This window comes from Pseudomonas palmensis (genome assembly GCF_017848315.1).
Lineage (GTDB): Bacteria > Pseudomonadota > Gammaproteobacteria > Pseudomonadales > Pseudomonadaceae > Aquipseudomonas > Aquipseudomonas palmensis.
The window spans coordinates 1-23967 of sequence record NZ_JAFKEC010000060.1 but is presented as its reverse complement, the minus strand read 5'-3'; the positions used below and the strand labels follow the sequence as shown (position 1 = coordinate 23967).

Genomic DNA, 23967 nt, shown 5'->3' with positions numbered 1-23967 from the left:
GCCCGCCCTTAGTAACTGATCACGACGCCGACCGTCAGCTGGTAGTCGTCACCGGTATCCAGCGCGTTGCCGGCATTGAGGTAGCTGGCGCTGACCAGGGTGTTGACGTCCAGGTGCTTGCCGTCGAGGGCGACCGGAAACATCTTCCAGTAGTAGTTGAGGTCGAGCATCTGCCCCACGTGCTTGCCGTTGCCGTTGCTGCCCTGGGCGATGGCCTGGTTGCGCGCGCTGCGCTGGTCGCCGTCGACGCGGATCGGCAGCGTGCCACTGGCATCGCGCAGCTTGAGTTCGGTGAGGCGAAAATCCAGGGCGCTGCGCGGCGTGGGCCGGGTTTCCACGGCAAAGCCGTAGTAGCTCAGGTTGCGCAGGTCGAGGCTGACGAACGAGCTGGCCAGGCGGGTGCTGTAGGAGCCCTGGCGGGTGATGCGGTCGGACTGGATGGTGTTGAGACGAAAGCCGTCGTTCTCGTTGCTCGGCTTGTCGGTCAGCCCGCCGCGCAAGGCCAGGCGCGGGGTCCAGGGCAGGTCGTCGAAGCGTTTGCCGATCTCGCCCAGCGCCGCCCAGCCGCTGGCGTTGTGGCCGGTGGTGGTCAGGCCGTTGCCGTCGGTGTTGTCGACCTTGCCGTCGAGTGCGGCCAGCTCCAGGTGGTAGTCGCTGAACAGCGGGCTGACCTGCAGGTTGTCGGCCTTGAAGAACAGCCCGTAGCGCATGCCGGTGAAGTCGTAGCGGTCACGCGGGTCGTGCCCGCTGTGGTCGTCTTCGTACATCAGGCGCGTGCCGGCCCAGTTGTTCTCGCTCCAGCGGTAGGCGTACTCGCCCATCAGGTAGGTGGTGCGTTCTTCGCTGTCGGCCAGGCGGTTGACGTCGCTGTTGTAGTTGTAGAACTTCTGCGCCACGGCGAAGAAGCCCTTGGCGAAGGTGTCCTTGTAGTCGAAACGCAGCGATTCGATGCTGTCGTCCCACCAGATGCCGTAGTCGTCGGCAAAGCGCTGGCGTCCGGCCGACAGCGAGAAGCGTGGGTCGTCGCCCAGCAGGTTGCGCTTGACGTACAGCTCGCGCAGCTCGGCGTACCAGCCCTCGGGCTGCTCGCGGTCGAAGGCGTTGGTGCTTTCGTTCTGGCTGTTGGCCGTCTGGCTGGAGTCGTAGTTGAGCCACAGGCGACCGTAGACCATCCACTTGGCCCAGCGTTTTTCCGGTGAGTACCAGGCGAACGAGGGTTCGTAGCGCAGGCTGTAGAAGCTCTCGCGGCTGCGCCCCACCTGGGAGTCTTCGGGGCCGTAGCCGGTCTGCACGGTGAGCTTGTTGAAGAATTCGGAGGTGATCACCGGCGTGCTGGCGTCGGCGTCTACCCGCACCGGCTCGCTGCTGTCGGCCTCGGGGCCGGTGATTTCTTCGGCGGCGAACGCGGTGTACAGCGGCGCGAGCATTAGCAGGGCGCCAAACAGGGACGGATGCGCTTTCACAGGGTGGTCTCCTTGAGCAGGTCATTGCGTGCCGCCATGGCGCGCTCGATGTCAGCCGTTTTCAGGGTTTTGTCCAGGCGCTTGAGCAGCCCGCGGGCGCGGCGCTCGCCCAGGTCCAGGGCAAGGCGCGCGTAGGTGTAGGCCTTGACCGGGTCGTGGCAGATGGCGCGGCCGCTCGCGTAGATGGTGGCCATGCGGTACCAGGCGGCAGTGGCGCCGCGCTCGGCCTGTTCCTGGTAGATCGCCAGGGCACGCTCCTGGTCGGGCTGGTCGAGGCCGCCCTTGCTGTACAGGTCGGCCAGCAGCAGGTGCGCGTCGCGAAAGTTGCTGGCGATCAGTTCGTCGATCAGCACCTGGGCCTTTTGCGGGTCCAGGGTCAGCCAGTTGGTGACCATGTACAGCGAGGCATTGAGCGCCTTGGCCCGGGTCGGGTCCTTGGCCTGCACCTGGGCAATCAGCGCCTGTACCTGGTCGGCGTTGTGCTCGGTGGGGTTGGAGATCATGAAGTTGGCCTTGGACACCAGCGCCGGCACGAAACCGCGCTGCGCGGCGTTGTCGAACCAGCGCTGGACCTCGGCCATGGCGGCCGCCCATTCATCGGCCAGGGCCTTTGCACGGGCCTGCTGTTCGGGGGTGGGCGCGGGCCTTGGGGCCCCCATGGCGTTGCCCAGCTGCTCATCCTGCTCGGCCTGCTGGTCGGCACGCTGCACGGTGCTGATGGTGTCGAGCAACGAGCCGATACGGTGCACGATCTCCACCGGCAACTGCGCCATCCGGGGCTCCAGGGTGCGGGCGAAGGCGGGGAACGCGGTGTCCTGGCGCTCGCCGAGGAAGGCGTAGTAGCGGTCGACGCCACGCGGGTCGACGCGTACCGCCTGCTGGTACCAGTGCTCGGCAGCGGCGCGGTCGCCCTGGCGCTCGGCGACCACCGCGCGGTACAGCTCGGGGTGGCAGTCGAGCAGGCAGGACTGCTCGTACAGCGCCAGCAACTGCGAGGCCTCGGCGGTGGGCACCAGGTCCGGGTAGGTCAGGAACACTTCCAGCGTGGCATTGGTGTTGCGCGGGTCCAGGGTGGCCGGGTAGCGGGTCAGCGCCTGGGCCACCCAGGGGCGCTGCTGCTGACGCAGGCCGGGGCTGCGGTCAAGCAGGCGGGCCAGCGAGGCCAGCGCCGGCACCAGGCCGCGACCCTCGGCAAACGCTTCCTGGTACAGGCGGATCGCCTCCTGGCGGTTGGCGCTGTCGCTGCTGGCCAGCACATCGCCCAGCAACTGCTTGGACGCCAGGTCACCGCGCTCGGCGAGCACGCGCAAATCGGCGCTCACATCGGCTTGCGGGTCCTTGTACAGCGCGTAGCGGATCTGCTCCAGGCTTTGCCCGGCAAGGGCAGGGCCGGTGCAGGCGAGGGCGGTGAACAGCAGCCAGGCGGGCGTCATCGGTTTCATCTGGGGGCCCTTCAGTGCGACAGCGACGGCAAGGCCGGCAGGCCCAGGTACAGGTCCACCGCCACCGGTTTCTGGTAGGCCGCCAGTGGCAGCGGACGGTCCGGCCGGATGGTCAGGGCGAGGTTCTTGTTCAGTGCGTCGACCCGCGAGTCCACCACGGTGCCGCCGAAGCGTTCGTCCAGGCCGAACACCTGCAGGTCCACGGATCTGACCCGGCTGATGTCGCTCAGCTTGTCGAACGGCACGTTGGCGCTGACGTACAGCGGCTGGTCCTTGGGCAGCAGGTGCAGCAGCGGCGCCTGCTTGTAGCCGTAGCCGTTCATGGGCGTGCTGGGGAAGTACACCTGGCAGTCGCACGGGCTGTTGATCACGGTCTCGATGGTGGCGCGCCCCAGCAGGGTCTGCAGGTCGCCGGGCGCGAGGTCGGCCAGCGCCTTCATGTCGGCCGGGCTGGTGAAGCTGGTAGCCAGTTGGGTGGAGATGTTGGCCAGCGGCTCGCCGGCCTTGACCTCGCTCTGCCCAGGCTGCAGCAGGAACTTCACGTAGCCGTTGTCGGGCATGCTGATGATCTGCGCATCGGCACTGACCTGGGCCTGCACGGCCGGAATGCGGAAGAACAGCAGGTAGCTCTTGTAGGCCACGAAGCTCAGCGCGGCGATGCCGGCGGCGGTGAACAGCAGGGTGCCGCCGATGGCGCGCAGGCGATCGCCTGCATTGCGTGCGCTGGCGTACTTGTGCTTGCGCTCCTTGATGTAGTTCTCGCGCTGCATCACGTTGAACAGGCCGTTGACGTCGGCAATTTCGCCCGACAGGTAGGCGCTGATGATGTAGCGCAGGATGTCGCGCTTCTGGGCGTCGAGGTCGACGAACTGCGCGCCGACTTCGGCGCCGCGCTGCGAGACGATCTTGATCTGGCTGTCGATGTTCAGGTCGACCTGGTTCAGGCGCAGCTGGATCGAGGCGGTGTACAGGCTGCCGATCTTCAGCGGGGCGCTGTGCACCAGGCCCAGGCCGCCCAGGGAGATGTCCTGCAGGGTGCTGTCGATGGGCGCCTGGCCGGGGGCGCTGAGCCTGACCCGGGCATTGAGCTTGGTGCGCACGTATTGGCGTTCGTCGATGGCCTCGTGGACCACGTTGGCTGCAGTGGTGCCGGGGGCTGCTGGGATGTTCGAGCTACTCATGGCAGGCGCCTTTCCTTAACGTTGCGTGAGTTCGAGAAGTACCGAGATGGCACCGAAGAAAATCGCGATGGATGAAAACAGCATCGCCTTCGATGACCAGCGGTTCAGGGCCGTGTCGAAATCGACAGTGCCGTTGCTTAGCGTGGTTTTTTGCCGGGTCCAGCTCTGCTGGTCCATGTGGAACAGTGCGTACACCTTCATCAGCGAGCCCACGATCTGGTTGTAATAGAGAACGAACGGGTACACCGGGCTGACCGGGTGACCGGCGAACAGAAACAGCACCGTCACCAGGCTGCGCGAGAGCAGTACCCAGAACAGGTACACCAGCAGGTACTCGATGCCGAACACCACGCCGGCCACTACCGAGGCGGTCAGGCCCATCAGGCAGGTCCACATCGACACGCGCTGGTCGAGCAGCACGTACAGGGTGAACAGGCCCAGGCGGGCGCGGCCCAGCAGGTGGGTGGCGCGAAAGTTCTGGCGCAGCGAGTTGCCGTACCAGCGGAACATCAGCTGGCGGGTGGCGCGCCAGAAGCTGTTGTCTGGTGGATGCTCCACGGTCAGGGTGTTGCTGTCGGGCACGTAGAAGGTGTCCCAGCCGGCGCGCATCAGGCTCAGCCACGAGGACTTGTCGTCGCCGGTGAGAAACTGGAAGCGGCCCAGGCGCCAGTGTTCGAGAAAGTCGGCTTCCACGTCGCGGATGAATTCGGGGTCGGTCATCACGCTGGCGCGAAAGAACGACAGCCGGCCGGTCAGGGTCAGCACCCGGTGCGACAGGGCCATCGAGCACATGTTGATGTGCCGCTGCACGAAGCGCATCGAGTGCCACTGGCGCATCAGCGGGCTGCCTTCGACCTCGCAGAACTCGTTGGTGGTCAGGCCGCCGACATTGGGCAGGTAGGCGAACAGCTTGACCGCGCGCTCGACGCAGCCGGGCAGCATCATGGTGTCGCCGTCGACCACGCCGACCACCGCGTCCTGCAGCGGCATCTGCCGCGACAGGGCACGGAAGGCATGGGCCAGGCCGTCACGCTTGCCGGTGCCACGGGCGCGCACGATCACCAGCTTGATGTCGTCGCGATCGACCACCTCGTTGCGCATGATGGTCTTGATGAACTGCTCGTCGCCTTTTTCCACGATCGAGGCGATCACCGTGCACGGCACGTTCAGCCGCTGCACTTCCTGGAATACCGACTGGTACACCTTGAAGGTGGTGTGGGTGGGGATGCGAAAGCTGGTCACCACCATGAACATGTGCGAGGGCAGGGCATCGTCGCCCATGCGCTCGACCGCCTTGCGGATGCGCGGGAACTTCCAGTGCAGGAAGTACATGCCGCGGATGTAGTGGACGATGGCATTGCCGTAGCGCCACATGCCCAGGGTACCGATGATGAAGATGAACGTGTGGTGGCTGGGGTCCAGGTACTGCGGCGCGATCATCTGCGACGCCAGCGCGACCAGGCCGAACAGGCAGGCCCAGGCACAGAAGCTGGCGCCTGCCTGCAGGTAGCCGGGTCGGCCCTCGGGCCGCTGTTGCTGTGGTTTCATGGTGCCGTTTCTCCTTGGTACGGGCAGCGCGCACCCGGCCGTTCACGCACATGAGGTTCGCCGGCGCTCCGAAGGAGGCGGCACTCAGGCAGGTAAACAGTCGGGTGACGCGTGGAGTCGAACGCCTTGGGCTCTCTTGACGGAGCCTGTGGCCTTACCAGCAGATCCCTTCCTGGGTGGCGTTGCTGGCGTTGGGCATGAAACCGACCAGGTCGACGATCTGCTTGTCGCCATTGCCTTCCAGGGCCTGGGCGAAACGCGGGTCGTTGTTGCCCAGCACGATGATCTCGGCGCCGTCGATCACCTGGTCGAGGTCGTTGCACAGCAGCGACGACACGTGCGGGATCTTCGACTCGATGTAGTCGCGGTTGGCGCCGAACACCCGGGCATACTCGACGTTGGCGTCGAAGATGCGCAGCTCGTAACCCTTGCCGATCAGCATTTCGGCCAGCTCCACCAGCGGGCTTTCGCGCAGGTCGTCGCTGCCGGCCTTGAAGCTCAGCCCCAGCAGGCCGATACGGCGCTTGTTGAAACCGCTGACCAGGTCGAAGGCGTTCTGCACCTGGCTGCGGTTGCTGGACATGATCGAGGCCAGCAGCGGGTGCTCGACGTCCAGCTGGCCGGCGCGGTAGGTGAGGGCGCGCACGTCCTTGGGCAGGCACGAGCCGCCGAAGGCGAAGCCGGGGCGCAGGTAGTAGCGCGACAGATTGAGCTTGTGGTCCTGGCATACCACGTCCATTACCTCGCGTCCGTCCACCCCGGAGGCCTTGGCGATGTTGCCGATCTCGTTGGCGAAGCTCACCTTGGTGGCGTGCCACACGTTGCAGGTGTACTTGATCATCTCGGCCACTTCGATCGACTTGCGGATCACCGGGGCGTCCAGGCCCTCGTACAGCGATTGCAAGATGTCGCCCGACTGGGTGTCGAGTTCGCCGATCACGGTCATGGCCGGGAAGTCGTAGTCCTTGATGGCCGTGCTTTCACGCAGGAACTCGGGGTTGACCGCCACGCCGAAATCGACGCCGGCCTTCTTGCCCGAGGCTTGCTCGAGCAGCGGGATGACCACGTTGTTGACCGTGCCTGGCAGCACGGTGCTGCGCACCACCACGGTGTGACGGCCAGCCTTGTCGCGCAGGGCTTCGCCGATCTGGCGGCATACGGCCTCCATGTACACCAGGTCGAGGTCGCCGTTCTTCTTGCTGGGCGTGCCCACGCACAGCAGCGACAGTTCGGTGTCGAGCACGGCGCGTTGTACGTCGGTGGTGCCGTACAGGCGCCCTTGCTGCACGGCCTGTTGCAACAGCTGCTCGAGCCCCGGCTCGACGATGGGCGACTTGCCCTGGTTGATCATGTCGATCTTGGCCGGGGAGATATCCACCCCCACCACATTGTGGCCACGTGCCGAGAGGCACCCGGCGCACACGGCACCTACATATCCGAGGCCGAAAATACTGATGTTCATAGAGATCCCTTTAGCACTGTTCGCCTGAGCGAACCCTTGTGTAGTTGATAAATGTTCAGGCGGCAGGCGCAAACTGAAACGCGGCGAACGTTGATGTTCGTCGGCGGCTTATCTCTCTTTTTTTCATCCTATAGCGTTTAATTTTGGAACGGCAACACTTCATATCAAATTAACTAGAAAAAAATATAGTTTGTTTTGTGAAAGTTAAAAAACCGTTAAAAAACAATGACTTATAGTTTGTGTAAAGTTCGACGTCAAAAAATTGATATGTGTATTGTGTGCGTTTTAATGGCGCCAAAAAAATGCTTCCACGGGGGTTTTACATAACTTTTAATAGTGGCAAATCGCCTTCATTTAATTAGGTAAACCGTTTCAGCTTAATGTTTTGAAAGTTGCAATCGGGCGACGGGTTAGTTGTGTTGATGAGTGCATCGCGAGCGTGAACAGCCTGTTTTATTGGCGTTGCTTTTTTTGCATTCGCCACCGCTTGTGCTCCGCGTGGCGAGCCGGGCATAGTTTCAGTTTCATGCGTGGCCTGTGCCTGTACAGGCAGGTCTGCTCATCCAGGCAGAAGCCCAGCTGCAGTGACGATGAGCCACGTAGGAAGGCTGGGAAATTGACGTCAGCCGGATGGCGTTTACAGTTAGCTCACCCGGTCGATTTTTTGCTAAGGTGGCCGGATACAATTCACACCGTAACGCGAGGTGTCTGCTTGATCAGGGTCCTGGTGGTCGATGACCACGATTTGGTGCGTACGGGCATTACCCGCATGCTGGCCGACATCGACGGCCTGCAGGTGGTAGGGGAAGCCGATTCCGGCGAGGCAGCACTGAAACTCACCCGCGAACTCAAGCCCGACGTGGTCCTGATGGACGTCAAGATGCCCGGCATCGGTGGCCTGGAGGCGACCCGCAAGCTGCTGCGCAGCCACCCCGACATCAAGGTGGTGGCCGTGACCGTGTGCGAGGAAGACCCGTTTCCCACCCGCCTGCTGCAGGCCGGTGCGGCCGGCTACCTGACCAAGGGCGCCGGGCTGGGTGAAATGGTCCAGGCCATTCGCCTGGTGTTTGCCGGGCAGCGCTACATCAGCCCGCAGATAGCCCAGCAGCTGGCACTCAAGTCGTTCGAACCGCAGAATGCCTCGCCGTTCGACAGCCTGTCGGAGCGGGAGATCCAGATCGCCCTGATGATCGTCGGTTGCCAGAAGGTGCAGATCATTTCCGACAAGCTGTGCTTGTCGCCGAAGACGGTGAATACGTACCGTTACCGGATCTTCGAGAAACTTTCCGTTACCAGCGACGTGGAACTGACGTTGCTGGCCGTGCGCCACGGTATGGTTGACGCCAACCTCTGATATGACCCCAGCGTTTGATTCAAGTGCCTTTCTGGCGACCTGCAGCGGACGTCCGGGTGTCTACCGGATGTTCGATGAAGGCGCGCGCCTGCTGTATGTCGGCAAGGCCAAAAACCTCAAGAAGCGCCTGGCGAGCTATTTTCGCAAGGCGGGCCTGGCGCCCAAGACAGCCGCGCTGGTGGCGCGCATCGCCCAGGTCGAAACCACCATTACCGCCAACGAGACCGAGGCGCTGCTGCTCGAGCAGACCCTGATCAAGGAATGGCGCCCGCCGTACAACATCCTGTTGCGCGACGACAAGTCCTACCCCTATGTGTTCCTCAGTGATGGCGACTACCCGCGCCTGGGCATCCATCGCGGGGCCAAGAAGGCCAAGGGCAGGTATTTCGGCCCTTACCCCAGTGCCGGTGCCATTCGCGAAAGCCTGAGCCTGCTGCAGAAGACCTTCTTCGTGCGCCAGTGCGAAGACAGCTATTACGCCAACCGCACCCGGCCGTGCCTGCAGTACCAGATCAAGCGCTGCAAGGCGCCGTGCGTCGGCCTGGTCGAACCACAGGAGTACGCCGCCGACGTGCGCCACTCGGTGATGTTCCTGGAGGGGCGCAGCCACCAGTTGACCAACGAGCTCAACGAAGAGATGGAGCGCGCCGCGATGGCCCTGGAGTTCGAGCGTGCCGCCGAGCTGCGCGACCAGATCGCCTTGCTGCGTCGCGTGCAGGATCAGCAGAGCATGGAGGGCGGCAGCGGCGACGTGGATGTGGTGGCCGCCTTCGTCAACCCGGGCGGGGCGTGCGTGCACCTTATCAGCGTGCGCGGCGGGCGGGTGCTGGGCAGCAAGAACTTCTTTCCGCAGGTGGGCATCGAGGAAGACGTGGCCGAGGTGATGTCGGCGTTCCTGGCCCAGTACTACGTGGGCAACGCCGAGCGCGAACTGCCTGCCGAGCTGATCGTCAACGTGGTGCACGAAGACTTCGAAGCCCTGTGCGCCGCCGTCGAGGCCCTGCGGGGTCGCGAGCTGACCATCAGCCATCGGGTGCGCGGCACCCGCGCGCGCTGGCAGCAACTGGCCGTGACCAACGCCGAGCAGGCGCTGATGGCGCGTCTTGCCAACCGCCAGCACATGGCCGCGCGCTTCGATGCGCTGGCCCAGGTGCTGGACCTGGATGAAACCCCGCAGCGCCTGGAGTGCTACGACATCAGTCACTCCAGCGGCGAGGCCACCGTGGCCTCCTGCGTGGTGTTCGGCCCCGAGGGCCCGATCAAGTCCGACTACCGGCGCTACAACATCGAGGGCGTGACCGCCGGCGATGACTACGCGGCCATGCACCAGGCCCTGACCCGGCGCTTCTCGCGGATCAAGGACGGCGAGGGCAAACTGCCGGACGTGCTGCTGGTGGATGGCGGCAAGGGCCAGCTGAACATGGCCCGCGACGTGCTGCAGGAACTGGCCGTGCCCGACCTGATTCTGCTGGGCGTGGCCAAGGGCACCACGCGCAAGGCCGGTTTCGAAACCTTGTACCTCAACGATGTGGCCCACGAGTTCACCCTCAAGGGCGACTCGCCGGCGCTGCACCTGATCCAGCAGATCCGCGACGAAGCGCACCGTTTCGCCATCACCGGTCACCGCGCGCGGCGCGGCAAGACGCGGCGCACCTCGACCCTGGAAGGCGTCGCCGGGGTAGGGCCCAAGCGCCGGCGTGACCTGCTAAAACACTTTGGCGGGCTGCAGGAACTGAGCCGTGCCAGCGTCGAAGAAATCGCCAAAGCACCCGGAATCAGTAAAAAGCTTGCCGAGTCGATTTATGACAGCCTGCATAGCGAGTAGAATGCCCGCTCACCTCGCAGCCAGTTGTGCCGATGAATATCCCGAATCTGCTTACCGTACTACGCGTTCTGCTCATACCGATCTTCATACTGCTGTTCTATGTGCCGTATCACTGGAGCTACATAGCCGCCAGCAGCGTGTTTGCCGTTGCCGCCGCCACCGACTGGCTGGACGGTTACCTGGCTCGTCGGTGGCAGCAGAGCACTCCGTTTGGCGCCTTCCTCGACCCGGTCGCGGACAAGCTGATGGTGGCCGTGGCCCTGGTGCTGCTGGTGCAGGTGCATGCCAACCTGTGGCTCACGCTGCCGGCGGCGGTCATCATCGGTCGCGAGATCGTGGTGTCGGCGCTGCGTGAATGGATGGCCGAGATGGGCGCACGTGCCCATGTGGCGGTGTCCAACCTGGGCAAGTGGAAGACCGCGGCGCAGATGCTGGCGCTGGTGATCCTGCTGGGCAATCCGCCGGTGTGGGGGTTCTGGGTAGGCCTGGGTTATGCGCTGCTGCTGGTGGCGGCGGGGCTGACCCTGTGGTCGATGGTGCACTACCTGCGTGCAGCCTGGCCGCACCTGCGTGAAGGCTCTGAAATAAAATAAACTTTTTTGAATCAAGGGGTTGACGGCGTTTTTAAAATCGCTAGAATGGCCCCCATCAACACGACGCGGGAATAGCTCAGTTGGTAGAGCACGACCTTGCCAAGGTCGGGGTCGCGAGTTCGAGTCTCGTTTCCCGCTCCAGTATTTGGAGCTACAGATCGAAAGGTCTGTAATTCGTCAGAAAGAAGGGCCACTGAAAAGTGGCCCTTTTTTCGTTGCGCAACAATCCTCTTCGAATACGCAAGACAGGACGGCTTCAACCGTCCAGGGCCTGCTGTGTGTTCAGCACGGTCTCCAGGCGCGTTTGCACCTGGCGTACTTTCCGGGCCAGCTGCGGCGTGATGTGCGACCCCGCAAGCTGGCATTCCAGTTCGGCGCACAAGGTGGCCAGGGTGAACGCCTGAACCGAGCACAGGGCGCCGCCCAGGCTGTGCAGTACCTGCGCCAGGACGCCGGCATCGGCGTTGTCCAGTGCGACGTGGATCTTGTGCAGGTCGTCGCGCATCGAGGTGATGAACAGTTTTCGCATCGCAGGCGGAACGTGGACGGTGTCGACGTCGCTCAAGAGTGTGGTGGCGGGTTCGTCGACCTCGGTGAAGGGCTGCGGCAGAACCAGCTCGCAGTGCTGCAACAGCTGAGTGCGCAAGGTGTGCAGGTTCAGGGGCTTGACCATCCAGGCGTTCATGCCCACGGCCGCGCAGCGCTCGCCTTCATCGCGCATGGCGTTGGCTGTGATGCCGATCACGGGCAGGTCGGCATCCTGCTGGCGCAATGCCTGGGTCAGCTCATAGCCATTGATAACCGGCATGTTGACGTCGGTGAGCACCAGGTCGTACGCCCCGGGCGCCCAGAGTGCCAGTGCCTGCTCACCGTTGAACGCCACCGTGACCACGCAGCCCAGGGCTTCGAGTTGCTCCTTGATGATCGCCTGATTGATGGGGTTGTCTTCGGCTACCAGAATCCGCAGGTCCAGTGGCTGGCGGGTGCCCGCTGGCCAGGCGCTGTGCTGCGTGTCGTGACCGCCGTGCGCCAGGCCCACCGCCCTGGCGATCGCGCGAACGTCGTAGGCATCGACCTCCCAGCCATCAGCGCCGTGGTCGGGTGGGTTGGGCCCGCCCGGTACGGCGTTGATCCGGGGGCCAGCCCACGCTTGACCGGACGCGAGCATGTCCACCAACAGTGTCGCGTCGTTGCCCGAACCCATGTCGCTGGCCAGCGGACGGGCGTCGACCCCCAGCCGAACGAGCCAGGCGCAAAGGTGCCGGGCCAGTTCCGGGACGGGTGCGCGCACGTACACAGGGGCGGTGGATGGCTCGAGTTCAGGACAGTCGGTGAGTGCGCCGGGCGCGCGGGGCAGCTTCAGCTGCAGGGTGAAACTGCTGCCCAGCCCGATTGCACTGACCACGTCGAGCTGGCCGTCCATCAGTTCGCAGAGCCGGCGGCAGATGGACAGGCCCAGGCCTGCACCGGCCTCGCTGCTGGCGTCGCGCACCTGATAGAACGGGTCGAACAGATGCACCTGCTGGGCCTGGGAAATGCCCAGTCCCGAATCGCTGACCTGCCACTGCAACTGGCTGTATTCGCTGTCCTGTTCCACGACCCGAGCCCGCAGCACCACCCGGCCGCTGTCGGTGAACTTGATGGCATTGCTCAGCAGGTTGTTGAGGATCTGGCGAATGCGCAACGGATCGCCGCGCAGCCGGTCGGGCAGGTCGGCATCGATGCAGGCATACAGTTGCAAGCCTTTGGCCTGGGCGTATGCACTGTAGGTGCCGAGTGTGGCCTCGATCATCTCCAGAGGGCAGAAGTCCAGATCGTCGATGGTCATCTGTCCGGATTCGATCTTCGACACATCCAGCACGTCGCTGATCAGCTGGAACAGGGTGGCCGATGATCGCTGGATGGTCTGCAGGTAGTGCTGCTGGCGCGGGTCGAGCGCGGTCAGCCCCATCAGCTCCAGGGTGCCCAGTACGCCGTACAGCGGTGTGCGGATCTCATGGCTCATGGTGGCCAGGAAACGTGTCTTGGCTTCATTGGCGGAATCGGCGGCCAAGCGCGCCTGTTCAAGGCTGGCGGCATCTTCGACAAGCCGGGTAACGTCATGAAAGGCACACAGCCAGGCGTTTTCGCCGTGGTAGCGGGTAGGCACAAGGCTCACGTGCCAATGGCGGCCTTCAACCTGCAGATCGGTTGAGCCCCGCTCGGCCAGGTCGTGCTGTCGACGCAGGGCGCTGATCAGCGTGGCGCTGCCGTGGGACTGCTGGGCGTGCTGGTTTTCCAGCAGCACCGCGTAGTCGCTGCAACGCAGCACGCACAGACCGGCTGGCGCCGTGTCGATGACGGCTCGACTGAAAGCCTCGCTCTCGGCGATGTCTTCAAGTGCACGGTGGGCAGGCAACACCACATGCTTGCGATACCAGTGATTGAACGCCCAGCCGCCGCCCAATCCGGCCAGCATCAGTGCAACCAGCCCCAGCAGCGGCCAGAAGGCATAGTCCACAAAGCTTTTGAAACCGATCACATAGATGCCGGTCCAGGGCTGCTCGCCCGGGCTTGTCACACGGAACACCAGCCCGTCAGCGTTCAGGTTCAGGCCTTCATGCAGCACCCGATCGGGCTTGAACTCGCCCACCAATGCCTCGCGGGTGGGGGCGATCAGGCTGAAGTGATCGTAGATCGACCACTGCATAATGCGTTCGATGTTGTTGACCTGATCCAGCGTGAACATGGACGCCACCACCACCGAGGGGCTGGCCCCTGAAATGTGCAGCCGGGTTGCCGACAGGTCGATGTCGACATACCCCAGCACAGCGGCAGGGGCATCGGGGCCTGCGTCATAAGGCACCCACTGCACCTGGTGGTCCTGCGGCGCGTGGTCGTGCAGGCTCTTGCCCACCTGGCGCACCACACGATCGAAGTCCTCTTGTCGGGGCCGACCCGTGCCGCGCAGGCGCCCCATGGCCGGTACGCTGATATCGAAGTTGTCCGGCAGGTTGAACAACAGCACCTGGGGCGATTGATAGTGCGAAGCCGACCAGAATGCACTGTAGTAGTTGGCCAGGTTCGCCCCCAGGGTAGAGACGCTGGCGTGTTGCGAGGCTGCGATCCTGGCCGGGTTGATCTTCACGCTGAACGGCAGGGAGAAGGCGTATTCGATTTCTTCATAGACCGCACCGGTGGCATCGGACGAAGACCGTTGCACCACCACCGGCACACTGGAGGCGCCCAGCAGTTGGCCTTCGGCGCTTTTGCGCGACACGGCGCTGAGAAAGGCTTCCTGCTCGCGGATGTTTTCCATCAGGCGGGCGAAGTGAAACTTCACCGTGTCTTCCTGCTTCTGCAGCATGCGATTCACGCCCCAGTAGCACAAGCCAGTCAACAGCAGCGCCAGGCCCAGGAGCACGGCAAGCCCCATGTTCAGGCGCAGTGAACTGCTGGCCAGCCTGTCCAGGCGGGTGTAGCGGTGATTCATCGTGCAATCCCGTCAGTGATGAGGCGCGTCCAGACCCAGTCTATACAAGAGCTGGAGTGCTTGCCGGATCATCCCGGGTGCCACACCCCGTGCGGCCCTAGCCCTGCGGTAGCGCTCGGGTGCGGTTTTCAGCCACGAGCCGCCATACGATCATCAGGCCGGCAAGCCCCAGCCAAGGCAGCAGCAGCGCATTCAGCACCTGCCAGCCAAACACGTCGAGCAGGCCGCCTGCGCCAAACGAGCACGTCAACCCCACCGCAAAAATCGCCATGTCGTTGGTCGCCTGGGCCCGGCTCTTTTCCGCCGGGCTGTAGGTTGTGGTCAGCAAGGCCGTGCCGCCGATGAACAGGAAATTCCAGCCCACACCCAGCAGAACCAGAGCACTGGCAAAGGCATTGAAGCCCGTGCCGGACCAGGTGGTCAGAACGTGCAAGGCCAGCAGCATCACGCCCAGCAGCATCACCCACGCCGCACCCAGCCGGGAAATCAGGGCGCCGGTGAAGAACGAGGGCAGGAACATGCCCATCACGTGCAACTGGATGACGGTGGCGGCCGTGGCCAGCGGATGGTGATGGTGGAGCATCGCCAGCGGAGTCGCCGTCATCGCCAGTATCATCACGCCATAGCCGGTCACCGCGCCGAACAGGGCTACCAGGTAGGTCGGCTGCAGGACGATCCGGGCCCATGGCCGGCCCTTGTCCAGGGCCGCCGCCGGTGGTTCGGTGGCAGGCATATCCAGAAACAGCAGCACGCCCAGCCCCAACACGGCGACGACGGTCAGCAGAACAAATGACCCGAAGTACTGCGGGCCTATCCACTGGCCTCCGAACCGCGCCAACGCCGGCCCCAGCAGTGCAGCGACTATGCCACCTGCCAGCACCAGCGAGATGGCCTTGGGGCGCAAGCTCTCGTCCGCGACCTCGCTTGCGGCAAAACGGTAGAACTGGGCAAAGGCCTGATAGGTGCCGACCAGGAAGGTGCCCAGTGCGAGCAGGGCCAGGGAGCCGAACCAGATACCGGCGGCAGCGACCATGCCGCCGGTCACGCCCAGCGCCGCGCCAAGTACAAAGCCGGCCCTGCGCCCGGCGTTTGCCATGAATGACGAGGCCGGAAACATCGCCAGTGCGGTGCCCAGGAACATGCTGGCGATAGGCAATGTGGCCATGTCGGCGCGGTGGGTCAACTGGGCGCCTGCCAGTGCGCCGATGGTCATCACCAGAACCGAAACCGTCTGGAACAAGGCCTGTGCACTTGCCAGAATGCCGACCTGCCTGTGCATGTGTGTTTTTTTCATCTTGCGTGCAGCCTCTGTCTTGCCTGGGTGAAATCGAGGCTGGAAGTATGAAAATCGCAGGTCTATTATTCAAACGAATAATATCGTCACCTAACCTCAGTAAATTTAATGGACAGAATCCCGATCGATGTTCGCCACCTGCAAACGCTGGTGGCCCTGCGCGACAGCGGCAGCGTCTCCCGCGCCGCGTCCTGGATGCGACTGACCCAAGGCGCCTTGTCCCATCACATCAAGGCGCTGGAGGAGTTTTTCGGCACCCCATTGTTCGTTCGCAAGTCTTCCCCGGTGGTCTTTACGCCGGCTGGCAAGCGGCTGCTGGAAGCCGCCGACAAAGTGGTGCCCATTCTTAATCAGACCACGCGTGACCTGCTGCAGATGGCCGAAGGCACCGGCGGTACCTTGCGTATCGCTGTCGAATGCCACACCTGTTTTGACTGGCTCATGCCCGCAGTCGATGCCTTTAGAGCACGCTGGCCTGAGGTGGAAGTGGACCTGGTATCGGGTTATCACGACGATCCCGTTGGCCTGCTGCATCAGCGCACCGCCGATCTTGCACTGGTGTCCTGCTCCGAAAGGGACGAGGAAGGGGTCGATTTTCACGGGCTGTTTCGCTATCCGCTGGTGGCACTGGTTGCCAACGACCACCCCTTGGCCCTGCGCGAGTTCTTGACGGCCGAGGACTTTATCGACGAAACCCTGGTGACCTATCCGATCGAGGAAGACGCGCTGGACATTGTCCGCTCATTGCTGCGGCCCGCGGGGATCAAGCCTGTGCGCCGCACCGCCGAGCTGACTGTCGCGATCCTGATGCTGGTGGCCGCGCGGCGCGGCATTGCGGTGCTGCCACGCTGGGCCGTGCAGACCTACCTCCAGCGTCAGTACGTGACGGCCAGGCCCATCACCCGCGAGGGGCTTATCTCGGATATCTGGGCTGCCACCTTGCCGGCAGACAGCCAGAAACCCTATGTCGTCGAGTTCCTGGCGCTGCTGCGCGAAACCACGGTGGCGGCGATTCCGGATGTCGAGCTGATGGGCTGATCGGGCACCCAGTCACGCACTACGCCCCGTTGCCTGCCTCTTCCTTCAGCCACGCAATGAACTGCCGGGCCATGTCGCTGATCTGCTTGTGCGGCTTGGTCAGCAGGTAATACGCCAGCTGATGCGGCATCACCAGCTCGGGGAAGGGCATCACCAGTTCGCCGCTGCGCACCGCCCGTTCGGTCAGCTCGATCGCACACAGGGCGACACCATGCCCCTCGATCGCCAGCTGCGCGAGCACATTGGAGTCGGTGACCACGTGCCCGCTGCGCACCTCCAGCCCTGGCGTGGGGTACAGCGCCTGCCAGGCTTCCCAGTCGTGATGATGCCGGTCATGCAGCAGCGGGTGACGCGCCAGGTCGGCCGGCACCCGCAGCGCGTCGGGCCCTTCGAGCAATGCGGGCGAGCAGATCGGCACGTAGTTCAGGCCCATCAGAAACTGCGTCTCGAAACCCGGCCAGTCGGCCGTACCCCACTTGATCGCCAGCTCCACCTCGTCGGGAAACTCGACGCGCTGGGTGCTCAGCAGTTGCTGGATGCGCAGCGCGGGGAAGCGCTGGGTGAAATGCTTCAGGCGCGGGGTCAGCCAGAACGCGCTCATCACCGGCTCGGCCTCGATGTGCAGCACCGACGGTGCGGCCTTGCGCGCGCATTTCTCGAAGGCGGCCACCAGCTGGTCGAAGGGGGCGCGAATATCGTCCAGCAGCGCGGCGCCGGCCCTGGTCAGGGCCACGGTACGGGTCGAACGCACGAACAGCGTCACCCCCAATGCCTCCTCCAGCTTGACCACCTGCTGGCTGATGGCCGACTGCGACAGGTGCAGCGCGGTGGCGGCACGGGTGAAGCTGCCGTGCTCGGCAACGGTCTTGAAGGCCAGCAGCAGGGTCATGTGCGGCAGGCGGGTCAGGGCGAATTTATTCATAAGACTTCGTTATTAGTCCATTACCAAATCGCGATTCTCTCGGCGCTGGGCACCAGCTTACATTAGCCGCCGAGCCTGCCAATACGGGGGTCTGTCCAATAATTACAACAGTTGGGACTCACTATGCAGCAGAACACCCAGAAAGACCTGACGCTGATTTTCACCAGCATCGTGGTGATATCGCTGACGGTCATCGGTTTGATGATGTTCCCCGATCAGGCCAAGGTACTGGCCGATCAGCTCTTCACCCGTGCCACCACCACCTTCGGCGTGCTGGTCCAGGTACTGGGCTTTGCCTGCGTGGTACTGGTGATCGGCCTGGGCATGAGCAAGTACGGCAACATCCGCCTGGGCGAGGGCAAGCCCGAGTACAGGAACACCAGCTGGATCTTCATGTTCATCTGCGCCGGCCTCGGCTCGGCGACCATGTACTGGGCGTTCATGGAATGGGCCTACTACTACCTCACCCCGGGCCTGAACATCACCGCCGCCAGCAAGCAGGCGCTGGAGATGAGCATCGCCTACTCGTTCTTCCACTGGGGCGTGACCCCGTGGGCCATCTACGGCATCGCCTCGCTGGCGATGGCGTATCACTTCCATGTGCGCAAGAACAAAGGCTTGAGCCTGGCGGGCATCATCGAGTCGATCACCGGCTACAAGGCCCACGGCCCGGTCGGGCGGGTCATCGACCTGATCTTCCTGTTCGCCACCTTCGGCGGGCTGGTGCTGACCACCACCCTGACCACCTCCACCGTGGCCAAGGGGCTGTCGGACCTCACCGGGCTTGCCGACGGCTTCATGCTCAAGGCGTCGCTGGTGATCCTGGTGACACTGGTGTTCTCGCTCAGCTCCTACATCGGCATCAGCTCCGGCATGCAGCGCCTGGCAAAGCTGGCCTGCGGCATGACCATGCTGTTCGCCCTGGTCGTGCTGCTGCTGGGGCCCACCCAGTTCAGCGTCAGCAACATCGCCAACGCCATCGGCCTGACCCTGCAGAACTTCATCCACATGAGCCTGTTCACCGACCCTACCGGGGACGGCGGCTTCTCCCGTGACTGGACCGTGTTCTACTGGCTGTACTGGATCACCTACACGCCGGGCGTGGCAATTTTCGTCACCCGCGTCTCCAAGGGCCGCACGATTCGCGAGGTGGTACTGGCGATGATCCTGGGCGGCTGCGGCGGTTGCTGGTTCTTCTTCGGCAGCCTGCAGAGCTTTGCCATTCACCAGTTCGTCACCGATGTGGTCAATGCCCCGGCCATGCTCAGCGGTGCCGGCGGCGAAGCGGCGGTGTCGATGCTGCTCGCCAGCCTGCCGTTCGGCAAACTGCTGTCGGTGGTGTACTTCCTGCTCATGCTGGTGTTCCTGGCCTCGCACCTGGACGCCGTGGCCTACACCGTGGCCGCCACCAGCACCCGCAACCTGCGTGAAGGCCAGGACCCGTCGCCGAGCCTGCGCCTGTTCTGGTGCCTGATGCTGGCAGTGCTGCCGCTGGCGATGCTGTACATCAATGCCTCGCTCAACACCCTCAAGACTGCCGTGATCCTCACCGCCATCCCGTTCATCTTCATCCTCATGGTGAAGATCTGGGGGCTGCTGAAGTGGTTGCGCGAAGACTACGCGGCAATGCCCGCACACCTGATCGAAGCGCAGTCCGCCCGCCTGGCCCAGGGCACTGCGTGCGACGCCGAACAGGCCCCTCGCCAAGCTTGCCAGGGCGCCCCGAAAACTCTGGAAAACCTGCAATGAAAATAGTCGATGTAGAAGCGATCTGGTTGCGCGTGCCTGCGCTCGACCAGCCCTGCGAGTGGGGTGAGGATGCGTTGATCGTGCGCATCTACACCGACAGCGGCCTGCTGGGCATCGGTGAAACCGACAGCTCGCCGGCCGTGGTCAAGGCCCTGATCGAAACCCCGGCATCCCATGAAACCTGCCAGGGGCTGCGCGACATCCTGGTCGGCGAGAACCCGCTGGAAATCGACCGGCTGTGGAAGAAGATGTACCGCCACTGCGAATACATGGGCCGGCGCGGCGTGGCCATCCATGCCATCAGCGCGCTCGACATCGCCCTGTGGGACATCGCCGGCCAGCACTACGGCGTGCCGGTGCACACCCTGCTCGGCGGCAAGTACCGTGAGCGCATCGCCGCCTACGGCACCTTCATCCCGCGGCCCGACGAGGCCGGCAACCGCGAGCGGGTACGCGGCCTGCTGGCCCAGGGCCTGCGCAGCATCAAGCTCGGCGGCGCAGGTTTTGGCGAAGACCTGCCCAGGGACAAGGCATTGCTGCAACTGGTGCGCGAGGAGATCGGCGACGACGTGCAACTGCAGATCGACCTGGTGGGGCGCTGGCGCAACTACTCCCACGCGCTGGTGCAATGCGATGCACTGCGCCAGTTCAACCTCAACTGGATCGAGGAACCCTTGCCTTCGGACGACACCCGCGGCCTGGCGTACCTGGCCGAGCGCTCCGGGCTGCGCGTATCCGGCGGCGAGGGGCTGGCCACGCGGCACGAGTTCCGTCACTTTCTGGAGGCTTCGCGCCCGGCGATCATCCAGCCCGACATCACCCGCTGCGGCGGCATCAGCGAGATGCGCCACATCTATGAACTGGCGCAACTGCACGGCGCGCAACTGGTGCCCCACGGCTTCAGCACCGGCATCCTGCTGGCAGCCACCGTGCACTTTCTGGCGGCCAGCGAGTTTGGCGAGTTGATCGAATACTCGCAAAGCGACAGCCCGTTGTTCCGTGGCCTGGTGAGCAACCTGCTGGCACTGGAGGGCGGCCATGTGCGCGTGCCCGACAGCCCAGGCCTTGGCGTGATACTGGACGAGGCGATGATCGAGCGTTATCGCGTTCGCACCTAGAGGCGGGAGGCCCCCATGCACAACCAGATCATCGACCGGGTCGAGGTGTTCGTGTGCGCGCCGCCGCTGCGCGGCTCCACCTGGACCCCGGAGCAACCGGCACCGTGCACCACGCACACCTTCATCCGCATCAGCACCTGCGACGGCATCGTCGGCGTGGCGGCTACCGATTCGTACACCACGCACCACCCCGACGCGGTACTGGCCGAGACGCTGCGCGACATGATCCCCGACCTGCTCGGGCGCTCGGCACTGCAGCGCGAAGGGCTGTGGATGCACTTCAAGCCCAGGGCCTATGCGCGCTCGGCCCAGGCCCAGGCGCTGATCGACGTGGCGCTGTGGGACATCGCGGCGCAGGCGGCGGGCCTGCCCCTGTTCAGGCTGCTGGGCGGCTACCGCGAGCGCATCGACGCCTACGCCAGCACGCCGGTGCTGGCCACGCCGCAGGCCTATGTGGACGCCGTGCAGCAACTGGTCGAGGCGGGCTTTGCGGCCATCAAGTTCCATTGCTGGTGCGACCCGGCGCGCGACCTGCAACTGCTCGAGCAGGTTCAGCGGGCCCACGGCGACAAGGGCCTGGCGCTGATGCTGGACGTGGAACAGCGCTACGACCTGGACGCCGCGCTCAAGGTCGGGCGGGTGCTGGGCGAGCTGGGCTACGCCTGGTTCGAGGCGCCGCTGGACGACTACGACCTGGCCGGGTACCGACACTTGAGCACGCGGCTGCAGGTGCCGGTGCTGGCCGCCGGCAACGCCATCACCGACAGCCAGCTGGTGGCGTTTGCCGCCAGCCAGCAGTGCTGGAGCCGTGTGCGGGTGGATGTGATGACCTGCGGCGGCATCACCCCCGCGCTGAAGATCATCCACCACGCTGCGGCCAGCGGGCTCAAGGTCGAACTGCAGAGCTGGGGGCATTCGCTGGCGCAGGCGGCCAACCTGCACCTGATGCTGGGGCAGCCGGTGTGCAGCTACTTCGAACAGGCGTGCGAGGTGGAGCTGTTCGAGTTCGCCACCGCCAACCCGATCCGCACCAACGCGCAAGGGCAGGTGACGGTGTCGCAGCTACCGGGCCTGGGCCTGCAGATCGACTGGGAGCAGATCGGGCGCGTTGCCCAGTTGCAGCTGAGCGTCGGCCGCCAGGCGGGCGCTGCGTAACTGCCGTGGTGCCGGTTTTGCAGTCATGGCGCGGGCAGCGTACGCTGCCTTGCTGCAAGGTTGGAGAAAGCTACACAGCCTAAGATTTGGTACGTGCAGTTGTGCACTGGCGACAACCCGCCCGGTGCGCAACTGCCAAGTCATACCAAAAACAATAACAGGCGACCGCCATGACGTTTTTCCTGCGCAGTATCTGCTCGATTGCTTGCTCCCTGTTCGCCACTTCGTTGCTGGCGGCGCCGCCGTCTTCGCCCGAATGCATCGTGCCCGGTTCATCGGGTGGCGGTGGGGACCTGATGTGCCAGTTGATAAAGACAGCCCTGGCCCAGGACAAGGTGTTCGACCAGCCCATGCAGATCACCTACATGCCCGGTGGGGTCGGGGCGGTGACCTACAACACCATCATCGCGCAACGGCCGGCAGAGCCGGGCACCCTGATCGCGTGGTCCAGCGGGTCGCTGCTCAACCTTGCCCAGGGCAAGTTCGGGCGCTTCGACGAGGGCGCGGTACGCTGGGTCGCCGCCCTGGGCAAAAGCTATGGCGCCATCGCGGTAAGAAGCGACTCCCCGTACAAGAACCTCGACGACCTGGTCAAGGCGCTGAAGCAGCAGCCGCGCAAGGTGCTGTTCGGCTCCGGCGGCACTGCCGGCGGGCAGGACTGGGTGCAGGCCGCGTTGCTCGCCAAGGCCGCGGGTATCGATATTGGCGAATTGCGCTACATCGCCCTGGAAAGCGGCGGCGAAAGCGCCACGGCGTTGCTGGGCGGTTACATCGAAGTCAGCAGTACCGATGCGTTCGAGGTCATCACGCACCTGCAGCGCGGAGAAATGCGCCTGCTGGCCGTACTCTCGGAAGAACGCCTGGGCGGTGAGCTCAAGGACGTACCCACCGCCAGGGAACAGGGCTACGACATCGTCTGCCCGGTGGTCAGGGGTTTCTATCTGGGGCCCGGGGTCAGCGACGAGGACTATGCCTGGTGGAAGCACACCTTCGACCAGCTACTGGCCTCGGAACAGTTCGCCCAGCTTCGCAGCGGCTTCAGGCTGCTGCCGTTCGCCCTGACCGGTGATCAATTGCGCACCTACGTCAAGCAGCAGGTGGCCGGGTACAAGACCCTGATCGACGACCTTCGCAGGGGCCAGTGAGGCGGGTGCCCGAAACAGCTGCCATCTGTCGAGATACGTGCCTTGGCACGGAATTTTCATGCCTTTTTCGAACGCTGTTTTTTGTGGTGTAACCAGCACGTTCCTTCCCGCCCAGAAAAACAATCAGGGGGTTGCATGAGCTGTCTGATCTGCGCCGGCCACGCCGAGGCCATCGACTGCCCAGCCGGGTGGGAAGGGCGGCGTTGCCTGAAATGTGGGTGTTACCACATGTCTCAAAAGCTCATCCTGACGATGATGGACGAGGGCCAGATTTTCGACGCCTGCAAGATGCGCCAGTGGCTCGACATGCGGCGCGGGGTGATGCCGATTCCGACGATTGATGTGCATGAGGCGATTCTGGTGGTGTAGTTGTGGTGGCTGGCAACTCGAATCTCACAGGCGTTGGCACGTGGCAGCCCATGTAGGAGCCGGCTTTGCCGGCGAAGCGCCGCGCTCGCGGCGCTCGATCTTGTGACCGGCACAACAGCATTGACTGGCACCTGATAACCTCACCGCGATCCTTTGGTGGCCTTTCTGAAGACATCCTCAGTCACCTGTCTTGTAATTGCATCTGGGTTTGGGGGGCATGCCTTGAATCTGATGGCGCTCTCTAGGTCGCGCGCTGCCCGCGCGTCGCTTCGCCGGCAAAGCCGGCTCCTACTTGGCGTATAGGCACCCCTATCAGTGAGCCGCGTCTGCGGCCCGGGTGTCACGTCGTTACGCGTCTACCGCTTGCGCCTCCATGCCGTCCAGCACCGTGTCGATCAACACGGTGCTCATCTCCAGCGACTGCTGCGCTGCCACCAGCAGGTGCTTGAACTGCGCGTCGGCGCGTTCGCAAGCTTGTGCGGTGGTGTCCTTGGCGCATTGGATCTGTAGCGACAGATGGACCAACGCATCTTCGAGCTCGATGCCTTCGCAGACGGAAAACAGGGGAGGGTGGTTTCCGTTGCAACAGCCGAAGGCGGTGTAGGCGGTTTTGCGGGGATTAACAAGCGGGGGATCGGGGACGATTTTTGTGATTGTGCAGCTCCCTTGATTGGTGGAGCCGACACCTATCGCTACCAGACGAAGGGTGGCGCTGTACGCAGGTTGGTAGACCGGGAATCAAGGAACCCGGCGCGCACGAATGCGCCCCACGCACAGCTGCCATGACACGAAACAGCAGACACAAAAAGCGATGGGCGAAGGTTAACGGGGTGGGGG

At 63.9% G+C, this 23967-nt stretch carries 18 protein-coding genes and 1 tRNA gene; 10 read left to right on the top strand and 9 right to left on the bottom strand.

Annotated elements, in window-relative coordinates; genetic code table 11:
• Window positions 1-8: 8 nt before the first annotated feature.
• From JZZ72_RS23360 to JZZ72_RS23340, 5 genes are all read right to left on the bottom strand, one after another.
• Window positions 9-1463 carry an alginate export family protein gene (locus JZZ72_RS23360; protein ID WP_058540403.1) on the bottom strand — a complete coding sequence of 485 codons (1455 nt, stop codon included), beginning with the start codon at window positions 1461-1463 and terminating at the stop codon, window positions 9-11.
• Window positions 1460-2905: an SEL1-like repeat protein gene (locus JZZ72_RS23355; RefSeq protein ID WP_210015232.1), complete on the bottom strand. Its 1446-nt coding sequence runs from the start codon at window positions 2903-2905 to the stop codon at window positions 1460-1462. Before JZZ72_RS23355 ends, JZZ72_RS23360 begins: the two co-directional genes overlap by 4 nt.
• Before the next feature lie 11 nt (window positions 2906-2916).
• Entirely contained in the window at window positions 2917-4086 is a 1170-nt protein-coding gene (locus JZZ72_RS23350; RefSeq protein ID WP_210015231.1) for a PilZ domain-containing protein, read from the bottom strand.
• A gap of 15 nt (window positions 4087-4101) precedes the next feature.
• A complete protein-coding gene (locus JZZ72_RS23345; protein WP_173925053.1) occupies window positions 4102-5634 on the bottom strand; it encodes a glycosyltransferase in 1533 nt (510 codons plus the stop codon).
• Window positions 5635-5788: 154 nt separating this feature from the next.
• Complete coding sequence (locus tag JZZ72_RS23340; RefSeq protein ID WP_043860264.1) at window positions 5789-7096, bottom strand: nucleotide sugar dehydrogenase; 1308 nt, start codon at window positions 7094-7096, stop codon at window positions 5789-5791.
• 712 nt (window positions 7097-7808) lie between these two features.
• Here JZZ72_RS23340 and gacA point away from each other — a divergent pair.
• The 4 genes from gacA to JZZ72_RS23320 all read left to right on the top strand — a co-directional run bounded on the left by gacA (window position 7809) and on the right by JZZ72_RS23320 (window position 11009).
• Entirely contained in the window at window positions 7809-8450 is a 642-nt protein-coding gene (gene gacA, locus JZZ72_RS23335; protein WP_043860265.1) for a response regulator transcription factor GacA, read from the top strand.
• 1 nt (window position 8451) lies between these two features.
• Entirely contained in the window at window positions 8452-10275 is a 1824-nt protein-coding gene (gene uvrC / locus JZZ72_RS23330; protein WP_210015230.1) for an excinuclease ABC subunit UvrC, read from the top strand.
• Between the two features lie 32 nt (window positions 10276-10307).
• On the top strand, window positions 10308-10868 hold the full coding sequence (pgsA, locus tag JZZ72_RS23325; RefSeq protein ID WP_043860267.1) for a CDP-diacylglycerol--glycerol-3-phosphate 3-phosphatidyltransferase: 561 nt from the start codon (window positions 10308-10310) through the stop codon (window positions 10866-10868).
• 65 nt (window positions 10869-10933) lie between these two features.
• Window positions 10934-11009: transfer RNA gene (locus tag JZZ72_RS23320), tRNA-Gly, on the top strand.
• A gap of 115 nt (window positions 11010-11124) precedes the next feature.
• Here JZZ72_RS23320 and JZZ72_RS23315 read toward each other — a convergent pair.
• Both JZZ72_RS23315 and JZZ72_RS23310 read right to left on the bottom strand, forming a co-directional pair.
• A complete protein-coding gene (locus JZZ72_RS23315; protein WP_210015229.1) occupies window positions 11125-14340 on the bottom strand; it encodes a hybrid sensor histidine kinase/response regulator in 3216 nt (1071 codons plus the stop codon).
• Window positions 14341-14437: 97 nt separating this feature from the next.
• Window positions 14438-15634 (bottom strand): MFS transporter, encoded by a 1197-nt coding sequence (locus tag JZZ72_RS23310; RefSeq protein ID WP_210015228.1) that lies wholly within the window; start codon window positions 15632-15634, stop codon window positions 14438-14440.
• Window positions 15635-15742: 108 nt separating this feature from the next.
• On the opposite strand from JZZ72_RS23310, the gene JZZ72_RS23305 reads away from it, so the two are divergent.
• The gene (locus tag JZZ72_RS23305; protein ID WP_054916486.1) at window positions 15743-16672 is read left to right on the top strand and encodes a LysR family transcriptional regulator; all 930 of its coding nucleotides are present in this window, start codon (window positions 15743-15745) and stop codon (window positions 16670-16672) included.
• A gap of 19 nt (window positions 16673-16691) precedes the next feature.
• Here JZZ72_RS23305 and JZZ72_RS23300 read toward each other — a convergent pair whose 3' ends face one another.
• A complete protein-coding gene (locus JZZ72_RS23300) occupies window positions 16692-17594 on the bottom strand; it encodes a LysR substrate-binding domain-containing protein (protein WP_078481055.1) in 903 nt (300 codons plus the stop codon).
• 123 nt (window positions 17595-17717) lie between these two features.
• Between JZZ72_RS23300 and JZZ72_RS23295 the strand changes: the two genes are divergently transcribed.
• The 5 genes from JZZ72_RS23295 (at window position 17718) to JZZ72_RS23275 (ending at window position 23130) form a co-directional block, all read left to right on the top strand.
• Window positions 17718-19343, top strand: coding sequence for a BCCT family transporter (locus JZZ72_RS23295; RefSeq protein WP_054916484.1), 1626 nt, complete (start codon window positions 17718-17720; stop codon window positions 19341-19343).
• Window positions 19340-20461: a mandelate racemase/muconate lactonizing enzyme family protein gene (locus JZZ72_RS23290; protein ID WP_210015227.1), complete on the top strand. Its 1122-nt coding sequence runs from the start codon at window positions 19340-19342 to the stop codon at window positions 20459-20461. The genes JZZ72_RS23295 and JZZ72_RS23290 overlap by 4 nt, the downstream gene beginning before the upstream one ends.
• 15 nt (window positions 20462-20476) lie before the next feature.
• A complete protein-coding gene (locus JZZ72_RS23285; RefSeq protein WP_043860272.1) occupies window positions 20477-21616 on the top strand; it encodes a mandelate racemase/muconate lactonizing enzyme family protein in 1140 nt (379 codons plus the stop codon).
• Window positions 21617-21786: 170 nt separating this feature from the next.
• Window positions 21787-22761: a Bug family tripartite tricarboxylate transporter substrate binding protein gene (locus JZZ72_RS23280; RefSeq protein ID WP_104572603.1), complete on the top strand. Its 975-nt coding sequence runs from the start codon at window positions 21787-21789 to the stop codon at window positions 22759-22761.
• A 228-nt stretch (window positions 22762-22989) separates the two neighbouring features.
• Entirely contained in the window at window positions 22990-23130 is a 141-nt protein-coding gene (locus JZZ72_RS23275; protein WP_177333018.1) for a hypothetical protein, read from the top strand.
• 348 nt (window positions 23131-23478) lie between these two features.
• Here the strand turns inward: JZZ72_RS23275 and JZZ72_RS28035 are convergent, their stop codons facing one another.
• Complete coding sequence (locus tag JZZ72_RS28035; protein WP_328825182.1) at window positions 23479-23775, bottom strand: DUF6124 family protein; 297 nt, start codon at window positions 23773-23775, stop codon at window positions 23479-23481.
• Window positions 23776-23967: the final 192 nt, after the last annotated feature.